This is a genomic window from Streptomyces apricus (assembly GCF_008369065.1).
Classification (GTDB): domain Bacteria; phylum Actinomycetota; class Actinomycetes; order Streptomycetales; family Streptomycetaceae; genus Streptomyces; species Streptomyces apricus.
Genome location: NZ_VDFC01000028.1, coordinates 108,774 through 118,790, shown reverse-complemented (window position 1 = coordinate 118,790; position 10,017 = coordinate 108,774). Strand labels below are relative to the sequence as shown.

The 10,017-nt window shown below is 75.3% G+C and carries 6 protein-coding genes and 1 pseudogene; 1 reads left to right on the top strand and 6 read right to left on the bottom strand.

All coding sequences use genetic code 11. From position 1 onward, the window contains the following. The 5 genes and pseudogenes from FGF04_RS40955 to FGF04_RS10060 form a co-directional block, all read right to left on the bottom strand. Positions 1 to 448 (bottom strand): annotated as a pseudogene (locus FGF04_RS40955) (DUF5682 family protein); the annotation flags it as partial. A 65-nt stretch (positions 449 to 513) separates the two neighbouring features. Next, positions 514 to 1,647: an ATP-binding protein gene (locus FGF04_RS10075; protein ID WP_149510923.1), complete on the bottom strand. Its 1,134-nt coding sequence runs from the start codon at positions 1,645 to 1,647 to the stop codon at positions 514 to 516. Positions 1,648 to 1,704: 57 nt separating this feature from the next. Further along, positions 1,705 to 6,789 carry a hypothetical protein gene (locus FGF04_RS10070; protein WP_149510922.1) on the bottom strand — a complete coding sequence of 1,695 codons (5,085 nt, stop codon included), beginning with the start codon at positions 6,787 to 6,789 and terminating at the stop codon, positions 1,705 to 1,707. Next, entirely contained in the window at positions 6,786 to 7,640 is an 855-nt protein-coding gene (locus tag FGF04_RS10065; RefSeq protein ID WP_149510921.1) for a DUF4132 domain-containing protein, read from the bottom strand. The genes FGF04_RS10070 and FGF04_RS10065 overlap by 4 nt, the downstream gene beginning before the upstream one ends. A 102-nt stretch (positions 7,641 to 7,742) precedes the next feature. Further along, a complete protein-coding gene (locus FGF04_RS10060) occupies positions 7,743 to 8,264 on the bottom strand; it encodes a TetR/AcrR family transcriptional regulator (RefSeq protein WP_223146368.1) in 522 nt (173 codons plus the stop codon). A 232-nt stretch (positions 8,265 to 8,496) separates the two neighbouring features. On the opposite strand from FGF04_RS10060, the gene FGF04_RS10055 reads away from it, so the two are divergent. Continuing rightward, positions 8,497 to 9,429: an alpha/beta hydrolase family protein gene (locus FGF04_RS10055; RefSeq protein ID WP_149510919.1), complete on the top strand. Its 933-nt coding sequence runs from the start codon at positions 8,497 to 8,499 to the stop codon at positions 9,427 to 9,429. Positions 9,430 to 9,520: 91 nt separating this feature from the next. Here FGF04_RS10055 and FGF04_RS10050 read toward each other — a convergent pair whose 3' ends face one another. Next, positions 9,521 to 9,925 (bottom strand): MerR family transcriptional regulator, encoded by a 405-nt coding sequence (locus tag FGF04_RS10050; protein WP_149510918.1) that lies wholly within the window; start codon positions 9,923 to 9,925, stop codon positions 9,521 to 9,523. Positions 9,926 to 10,017 lie beyond the last annotated feature (92 nt).

Below are 10,017 nucleotides of genomic sequence, written 5' to 3'. Positions count from 1 at the left end.
GGGCCCAGAGGCCGCCGCGGGTGCGCCCCGTGGGCAGTGTCGGCAGCGCGCCGGCGAGCCCGGCGGCGGAGCGGTCCGTGCCGTCACCGGCACGGTCGCCGGCCTGCGGGTCCGGGTCGCCCGGGGCGTGCCGTCCGGCGTCCCAGGCCCGGTCGGCGAGCGGCAGGTCGCAGGCGAGGACCGGAACGCCGTGCCGGGCGGCCCAGCGCACGGCGGCGAGCTCGGGGGAGAAGTCGGCGAACGGGTAGAAGGCCGGCCCCCGCCCGCCGCCCCCGTCGCGGGGGGCGGCGGCGAGGGCGACCGGGGCCCGTGTCTCCTCGTGGCCCAGCCAGGGCAGCCATTCCTGCATCTCGTCGGGGAGTTCGACGAGCAGCACGTCCGGCCCGGCCGCGTCCAGCAGCGCGGGCACGGCCGCCGCCAGGGACGGCGCGTGGTGCCGTACGCCGATGAGGTGGGGCGCCGCGGGGTCGGTCAGGACCGCCACGGCTTCGTCGGGGGAGAGGGCCACGGCGGTCAGTCCTCCAGGACGGTGCGCAGGTCCCACAGGGTGCGCCAGGTCGCGGAACCCTGCTCGGCGCGGCGCCTGACGGGACCGTCCCAGTAGCCGCGCAGCCGGGCCGCGTCCGCGGGGTCGTCCTTGCGGACCACGCCCAGCAGGTGTCCCGGCAGCAGGTCGAGCACGTCGCGGTCGCCGGGGAAGTAGGCGGCCGCCAGCCCCAGCGCGCCCGCCACCGACACGGCCTCCGCGGTGCTCATCACGGTGGAGGGCCGCTCGACCTCCCAGCCCTCCGCGGACCGGCCCTCCCGCAGGTCCCGGAAGGCGGTGACGAGGGCTTCCAGCACGGCGTCGTCCACCTGGAAGGCCGCTCCGGCCCGTTCGACCGCGGCCCGGGCCTGGGAACGTACGAGCGCGGTCTCGGCGTCGAGGTCCGCGATGGGGCCGACGGTCTCGAAGTTGAAGCGGCGCTTGAGCGCGGCCGACATCTCGGAGACGCCCTTGTCGCGGAGGTTGGCGGTCGCGACGAGGCAGAAGCCGGGCGCCGCGTGGGCCAGCGCGTCCTCGGTGCCTGCCAGCTCCGGTACGGCGATGCGCCGTTCGGAGAGCAGCGACACCAGGGCGTCCTGCACCTCGGGCAGGCAGCGGGTGACCTCCTCGACCCGGGCGACGGCCCCCCGGGTCATGGCGGTCAGCACGGGCGAGGGCACCAGGGCCTGCCGGCTCGGCCCCTGGGCCAGCAGCAGGGCGTAGTTCCAGCCGTACTTCAGCTGGTCCTCCGTCGTGCCCGCGGTGCCCTGGACGACCAGGCCGCTGGTGCCGCACACGGCGGCGGACAGCAGCTCGGACAGCATGGACTTGGCGGTGCCGGGCTCGCCGACGAGCAGCAGCCCGCGCTCACCGGCGAGGGTGACGACGCACCGCTCGACCAGGGCGCGGTCGCCGACGAACTTGCCGCCGACGACGAGGCGCCGCGGCACGCCCTCGGGCGCCTGCGCGTCGTCGGGCAGCCGCAGGGCCCGGCCGTCGCTGCCCATGACGAACGTGACGACGGCGCGCGGGGTGAGCCGCCAGGCGGGAGGACGCGGTCCGTCGTCGTACGCGGCGAGGAAGGCCAGCTCCGTGGCGTAGAGGTCCTCGGGCGGGGTGATCTGGCGGTCATCGGTGGTCCGTCCGGTGGGATGGCGGGATGGCGGTGGGCGTGGCGGTCATCGGCGCCGGCCCCTGCGGGTGGCGCGGGTGGTGAGCTGCTCGTAGGCGGGCACGTCGCCCTCCTGGACGCGCTGCCAGGCGCGGGCGAACAGGTCGGGCACCGCGAGGAGGGGCACGGCGCGCGTGTGCGAGCGGACCGGGTAGAGGCCCTCCTTCCAGGTCTCCACCGGCAGCGCGGGGGACTTGACCTCGCGCCAGCCGCAGGGCAGGAAGAGGGTGCGCCCGGCACGCGGCCGCTTCGCCTCCACGACCAGGTCGGTGGCGGCCAGTTCGGCGCGGGCCTTCTTCAGCCGGGTGGGCTTCCAGCCGGTCCAGCGGGCGCAGTTGCGGTCCGTCGGATCGGGCAGGGCCAGCAGCTGGAGGTAGAGCGCCGCCGCGTCCTCGCCCAGCCCGTGGGCACCGGCGACCTCGGTGACCAGCGCGGGGGCGGTGAGGCCCGGATCCTGCGCGTACCCGGCGGGAGCCTCGGGGGAGAGGCCGGCCGCCAGTGCGCGGGCGAGTTCGTCGCCGAGGATCGCGCGCAGTGCCCGCAGGCCGCTGTCGCGCTCCGGCCCGACCAGGCCCGCCAGCAGTCCGAGGACCGCGTCGTCCGGGCCGGTGAGGGCGGCGGGACGCAGCAGGACGGCCTCCTGGTCGCCGTACCAGGGTCGCAGGACGAGCGCCTCCCCGACGGGTGTCGAGCCGTGCGCGTCGGCGCCCCCGGTGGCGGGCAGACCGTACGCCTTGCGCAGTTCGGCTGCCGTCGGGCCGCCCTTCTCCGTCCAGCCGACGTCGAGGTCGAGCAGCAGTTCCGGATCGGCGAGGCGGTGCCGCAGGGCGGCGAGGCCCGCCGGCAGGGACGCGCGCAGCGGATGCCCGTACGGCAGGGCGTAGGCGAGCGAGGCCAGCGCGTCGACGGCACGGGTCAGGTCGTACCGCCCGGGCAGCGCGGCGGGGTCCGCCGCGACGAAGTTGCCGTCCTTGTCCGGCCGCTGGACCGTGGTGCGGCTGATCCAGGGGGTGAGCGCCGGGTTGAGCACGGCCTCGGCGGACCCGGCGGGCAGACCGGCGAGGTCGGCCACGAGGTCCTCGGGCAGCCGGACGACGGAACCCAGTCGCTCGGCCCACACCCGTCCCGCGGCCGCGAGGTCGGGGCCGTCGGTCCACAGTTGCGCGGGGTCCTCGGGCAGCAGGGCGGACAGGAGTGCGCGGACGTCCTCCCGGCCGAGCGTCGACAGACGAGCGTTGCCCAGGTCCAGCTGTTTGGGCTTGAGCCCGATCGTGGCGAGCGCCTCGGCGCCGGGGTTCTGCGGACGCGCGGCGAGCAGCACCGCGGCCTGCACGGGGCCCAGGCCCGCGCGGGGCGCGGCGGCGAACGCGGCGGGCGCCTCCGGCAGCCAGGGGGCGGCGCCCTTGTCGCGCACCAGCCGGGCGAAGGCGGCGAGCCCGTGTTCGGGGAACGCGACGGGCACCGCGGTCGCCTCCTCCAGCGTGAAGTGGGCGACGGCCCCGAAGGCGCCCGACGGGTCGTGGTCGAGGGCGAGCCAGTCGACCCGGTCGTGCCCGGCGCTGCGGCAGCCCAGGACGACGACGGTGCGGCCGTCGCGGCGCAGCACCTGGCCGACCCGCTGCTGCTGGTTGCGCCGGTTGTACGGGTGCTGCTGGGCGTCCTTGCCGTGCGGCTCGCTCAGCACGACCTCGCGCAGCCCGTGCCCGGGGGCGGCCAGCGGGCCCTCGGCGACCGCTTCGAGGAGCAGGAGCAGCGCCTCGCGCTCGGCGTCGGTCAGCGTGGGCGAGGCGGCCCGGTAGGCCAGGGGCCGCAGGACGGTCAGCACGGACGTCCACACCGAGCCCATGCCGGGGATCGTGTGCTCCTCGCTGCGCCATCCGTCGCCGAGGGCGCCCGTCCGGGCGGGGTCCGGCAGGGGCTTGCCGTCGGCGGGGCGGCCGGACAGCACGTGGTTGACGGCCCGGATCTGGCGCAGCGTGGTCCACGCGCTGCCGCCTCCCCACCACCCTCCCAGGTCGGCGATGCCGCCGGTGGCCGCGCGCAGGGTCCGGTCCTCGCCGTGCAGGGGGCGGTAGTCCGCGAACATCTCCTCGTCGCGGCGCGCCTCGGACGGCTTCTTCTCCACCGGCGGCGCCACGAACGAGGCCGCCGATCCGGCGAGTTGGAGCGCCGTGCGGACCAGGGCGGACACGCCGGCGAGCAGCCGCTCGTCGGTGAGGCCGGGCAGGGCCGCCGACACGGCACGCCGCACGAAGTGGTCCACCGCCGGGACGGTCGGCTTGCCGTCGACGACCGCCGCCGAGGGACCTCCTGCCGCGGCGATCAGTGCGTCGCGCTCGGCCAGCGCCGCGGCCGCGGCCGCCAGCACCTCGGCCGCCGTCTCGTCGGTGAAGGCGCGCAGCACGGCGGAGGCCCGCTCGTCCCGCGGACGCAGCGCGTGCCAGAAGGCGACCGGCGGCACGAGCCGGGTGCCGGCCGCGAACTCCCCGCCCCGCTGGCCGGGCGTCACCTGGCCGGTCTCACCGGCTGCCGAAAGGTCGTCGGCGGCCAGCAGCGCGACCTGCTGGTGCCGCTGCACCGCGACGGGTCCGGCGCCGCCGGGCAGCCGCAGCGCGCCCAGGGGGACGCCGGCCGCCCGTACGGTGACCGTCCGGCCGTCCGGTGTGCCGACGGTCGTCCCAGTCCCAGCCCCAGCCCCAGGCCTCGTCCCTGTCCTTGTCCCGGTCCCGGTGTCCTCCGCGCGCACCCAGCGGCCGAGCACCGTGCCGTCGGTGCCGAACGGGCTGTGCTCCAGGCCGGGTTGCAGCGGCAGGACCTCGCACTGGTGCTGCAGCAGCGTGGCTCCCTCGCGGATGCCCGACCGCAGGAAGGCGGGCAGGGACGCCCGTCCGTGGGTCCCGGTGGCCGGGTCGTACTCCAGCCAGACCTGCTGACGGCCCTGCCGGCCCTGGCGCCAGTACGCCGTGCCGTCACCGATGACGGGTCGGCCGGACGGCAGCACGGTGTCGCCGGCGTGCAGGGTGCGCCCGCCGGTGGCCCGGCCGCCGCCGGGCAGCGGGAGGGAGGGGGCGCCGGGGTCGCTGCTGTACCAGTAGGACAGCTGCTCGCCGCCGAGGGTGAACACCTCGGACGGGCGCGCGGACCAGTAGCCGCACTGCTTGTCGCCCTGGCGCCACGCCACCAGCAGTTCGCCGTCGGTGTAGCGGAACTGGGGCTGCGTCCAGCGGTCCAGTTCGACGGGCAGGCGCAGGTCGTGGTCGAGGAGCACCCCGTCCGGGCCGACGACGACCACCTTGTGCCCGCGGGAGAGGATCAGCGCGGGCCAGGCCTCGGTCAGGCGCAGCTGGTCGTCGGGCCTGCGGCCGGTGTCGGCGTCCAGGATCCGCATCCCCTCGTCGAGGGCGGGCCAGCCCAGCTCGTCCAGGATCCCGGCCCGCAGGGTGCGGCCCAGCAGCGGCGCGACCTCGTGCCGTGCGACGCGCGCGACCGCCTGCGGGGCGACCCGGGCGGCGACCGGCCGGAAGGGGCGCAGGCGGTGCAGCGCCGCGCGGGCGCCGGGCAGTCCCGTCGCCGCGTCGAACGTCCCGGCCGCGTCGTCCAGCCATTCGCGCAGCACGTCGTTGAGCACGGGATGCGCGGCGATGCTCTCCAGCAGGCCGGAGGAGAGGGTGCGGTCACCGCTCAGCGCACCGATGGCGCGCAGCAGCAGGCTCCGGCACCCCGGGTCGGCGGCGGTGGCGGACAGGTCGCGCGCACCGGGCCGGCGCTCGCGGAACCAGCGGTCCAGGGGCAGCTGGACCGGCTGGTCGGCGCCGGGCAGCGTGAGGGGGACGCCCTGCGCCACGCACAGGTCCAGCAGGTCGAGGTCCGCGCCGGCGTACCAGCGTCCGGCGAACAGGTCCACGGGCCGACCGTCGGCGCGCAGCCGGGGTCCCATCCGTTCGACGAGCCGCAGGGTGAGGGGCGAGCGCCCGGAGACCGCGGCTCCGTGCTTGCGGTGGGTGGACCAGCGGGTGAGCCAGTCCGCGGCGTCGACACCGCCATTCCCGCCGTCGCCTTCGTGGTCTCCGCCGGGTCCGGTGTCCTCGCCGGTGAGGAGGCGGTCGGCGCCGGTCTCCGCGAGGAGCTCCAGCCAGAACTCGTCGTGCTTCGCGTCGCGGCCCAGGCCGGTCGGCATGATCTCCAGCAGCCGGGCCCGTACGGACGGCCGCTGCTCGCCCAGGACGGCGAGGGTGGCCCGGTAGGCCGTCCAGAAGGAGGCCGGTGCCCGTACCGCGGCCGGTGAGGCCACCAGGTCGGCCACGAGCGCGCACTCCTCGGTGACCCGGTCGAGCCCGGCGGCCTTGACGAGAGCGCGGGCGTCCTGCGGCAGCGACGCGTACGGCGGCATGCCGGCCGCGCACCGCTCCACGCACAACTGCCGGAACTGCGCCCACGCCGTGGCGGGGTCGAGCCGCCGGGACAGGTCCCGCACGTGTTCCTTGAGCGCCTTGACGGTCAGCGCCCCCGCGAAGGCGAACTCCAGGAACACGGCACGCTGCCGCTCCTCGTCGACGGCCAGCGCGTGCACCCGCTCGGCCTCACGGGCCTTGCCGAAGAAGGCGGCGGCGTACGTCGTGTTCTCGTGCTGGAGGAAGACCCGCGCGGCCTGCTCGTAGAAGGTGGGCAGGAAGTGCGGCACGGCCCGGCCGAGCCGCTCGCCGAGCGCTTCGAAGCCGTCCTTGGCGTTGCCGGGACGGGACTTGGCCTGGCGCGCGAGCCGCTCCACGTCCTTGACCAGCGCCAGGGCGTGGTGCCCGTTGGCCGGGTCGTTGACCAGGGCCCAGGCGGGGAAGCCGAGGGTCTCGCGGCGCACCTGCCCGACCTCGGGGGTCTCCGGTTCGCGGACCAGACCGAGGAACTCCAGGGCCAGGTCCTCGGCCTCGCCCAGGGTGCCCGGTACGAGCCGGACGGCGAGCCGGCCGTCCAGCGCCGGATGCGTGTAGGTCCGTACGGTGAGCGTGTCGGCGTCCTCGCCGGTGGTGGTGCCCACGGGCAGGACGGCGCCGGCGTCGAGCAGCGCGGCCGCGGTGGGGTGTGCGTACGTCGTCATGCCGCCTGCTCCTCGTCCTCGATGTCGCGTCCGGCGAACAGGGAGGCCGCCATGCGCATGCCCTCCGACCAGGCCACGGGCCCGACCTGACCGAGTGTCAGGACGTGGCCCGCGCCGTCGGTCCACTGGAGGGGACCGGTCTCGGTCTCCTCGTAACCGTCGTAGTCGCCGATCCACACGCGGGCCTCGATGCCGCGCGAGTCCTCCCGCACGGGGCAGACGGCGTTGCCGCCGCGCACGCGGTAGCCGAGCTGGGTGGTGCGGCCCTGCAGGAACCGCAGTTGCTTGAACGCGCCGCCCGCGTACTCCTCCACGGAGGTGGCCTCGGCGTCGACGGCGGCGGGGCGCCGCCACACCTCGCGGAAGAGCTGCTGGGCCCGCTGCTCGACACCGAGCTCCACGGCGAACTCCCGCAGTTCCTCCAGGTCGTCGAGGAGGACGGGGTGCGGCAGGCGGACGAGGTCGGGGGTGATGCGGACGCTGTCCCCGTCGAGGTCGACCAGGCCGAGCCCGCGGTCGAGGTCGGCGTCACGGAGGAATCCGGCCACCTCGCCGTCCGGGCCGGTGACGACGAGGTCGCGCAGGGCGCTCTGCCAGGCGGGGTCCGGCCACACCCGCGCGAGCACGGCGAAGGGCACCGGGAGCGAGCGCACCATCCACTTCTCGACGTCGGCGAGGCACTGGCGCTCGTGCCGCTCCAGCCACTCGGCGAGCTGCCGCAGCCCCATGACCGCCGGATCGTCCGCGAGTTTGGCGGGGACGGACTTCAGCCGCCGTCCCGCCGCGTTGCGGCACACCACTTTTCCGCCGTCGAGACCGACCTCGTAATCACCGGCCGTGACCCACCCCATGAGTGCCTCCCCGCACTTCGTTGATCAAGTGACGGGAACTCTAGGGGAGGCCACTGACAACGCCCGGAGCGAGTCCGGCGAGGCCACCGGGACGGCGCGCGCTCAGTCCGTCGGACGCAGTCCCGCGACGAGGATCCCCACCAGCCGGCGGGCGTCGTAGCGGATGTTCCGGCCCGCTCCCGCGCAGAGACCGCCGACGCCGCGCATGAGTTCGTACGCGTCCATGCCGGGCCGGATCAGCCCCGCACCGGCCGCGGCCGTGAGCAACTCCTCGCACACGGGCACCAGTCGTTCGAGGAAGTAGGAGTGCAGGGGGTCGAAGCAGGGGTCGTCGGACTGCAGCACGGAGGCCAGTCCCTGTTTGGTGACGACGAAGTCGACGAACAGGTCGATCCACCGCTTGAGGACGGTGTACGGGTCCTCGCCCGTCGCCAGCAGGGTGGGGCCTGCCTCGGCGAGGGCCTCCACCTGATGGCGGTAGACGGCGACGATGAGGTCCGCGCGCGTGGGGAAGTGGCGGTAGATCGTGGCCGTGCCGACCCCTGCCTCGGCGGCGATGTCGCGGATCGGCGCCTCCACGCCGGACGCGACGAAGACCGCGGCGGCCGCTTCGAGCAGGGTCATCTCGTTGCGCCGCGCGTCGGCCCTCCTGGGCCGGGCCGTGGCCCCCGTGCCCTGTTCGCTGCCGTTCACCACTCGTCCTCCACTGCCCGCGCGGAATGCCGGGCTGGCTAAACGGGACAGTGTCCCGTATCGTTCGTCAGGTATCCGGGACGGCGTCCCGTTTCTTCATGATGGCAGAGCGGGAAGCCGCCGCCAAACCCGTGCGCGCCCGCAGCAGCAAGGAAGTGGAACCATGACCGCACCCGTATCCGTACCCGCACCTGCKCCCGCCCCGGTCGTCTCGGTGAAGCCGGTGGTGCTGCAGGCCCCGGACCGCGGCGAGGACCTGCGCGTGCGGATCTCCGCGCCGGTGACCGGGACCGGGCTGCCGATCGTCCTCCTCTCGCACGGCTTCGGCTCCTCGCTCGACGGCTACGGGCCCCTGGCCGACTTCTGGGCGGCGCACGGGTTCGTGGTGGTCCAGCCCACCCACCTCGACTCCAGGACGGTGGGCCTCGCCCAGGACGATCCGCGCACACCGCGACTGTGGCGGTTCAGGGTCGAGGACATGGTGCGGGTCCTCGACGGACTGGACGTCCTGGAGGCGGCCGTGCCCGGTCTCGGCGGCCGCACCGACCGGAGCCGTGTCGCCGCGGCGGGCCACTCCTTCGGCGGGCAGACGGCGGGCAACCTGCTGGGCCTGCGGGTCATGGACCCGGTGAGCGGGCGCTCGGAGGACCTGTCCGACGCGCGGGTCAAGGCGGGCGTGCTGCTCGCCACGGCCGGGAAGGGCGGAGCCGACCTCACGCCGTACGCCGCCGAGCACTTCCCCTTCATGAACCCGGACTTCGCGCACATGACCACGCCGGCCCTCGTCGTCGCCGGGGACCGGGACGACTCCCCACTGTCGGTCAGGGGACCGGAGTGGCTCACCGACCCGTACGTCCTGAGTCCGGGCGGCGAGAGCCTGCTCACGCTGTTCGGGGCGGAGCACTCGCTCGGCGGCATCGCCGGCCACGAGGTCCGCGAGACGACCGACGAGAACCCGGAGCGCGTCGCCCTGGTCCAGCGGGTCACGCTGGCCTACCTCCGCCACGCGCTCGGCCTCGGGGAGGCGGACTGGACGGCGGTGCGCGAGGCGCTGGCGGACGGCGCCTCCCCGCTGGGCCGCATCGAGTCCAAGTAGGGCCTGCGGCTGCCGCGGACCGGACGGGCGCCGCGGACCGGACGGACGACGCGCCTCGGACGGGCGCCGCGGGTCAGGCAGACGCTATGGGTCAGGCGGATGCGGCCGCCCGCAGTTCCGGACGCTTCCGGGGTGCGAGCACCTCGTCGCGGTACGCCCGCGCCGTGACCATCAGCGCGTCCAGGGCGTCGCGGGTCTGCACGAGGTCCTCGATGTGCGCGCTGAGCCGGTCGCGTTCCTCGGCCATGCGGTCGAGGGCGGCGTCGGAGTTCTCCTCGCTGGGGGACTCGACGCAGGGGAGGAGGGCGGCGATGGTCCTGCTGGACAGGCCGGCCGCGTACAGGCGCTGGATGAACAGGACGCGCTCGATCTCCTCGTCCGTGTAGTGTCGCTGGCCGCTGGCGCTGCGGGTGCTGTGGAGCAGCCCCTGCTCCTCGTAGTAGCGCAGCGAGCGGACACTGACCCCGGCCCGCTGGGCGAGCTCTCCGATACGCATTCCGTTCTCTCCCCGCTGTTGCCTGCGCCACACGGCTTGCCTCTGACATCAATGTCAGGTTTTAGCGTAACCGCTGTACCCGGCAGCCGGGT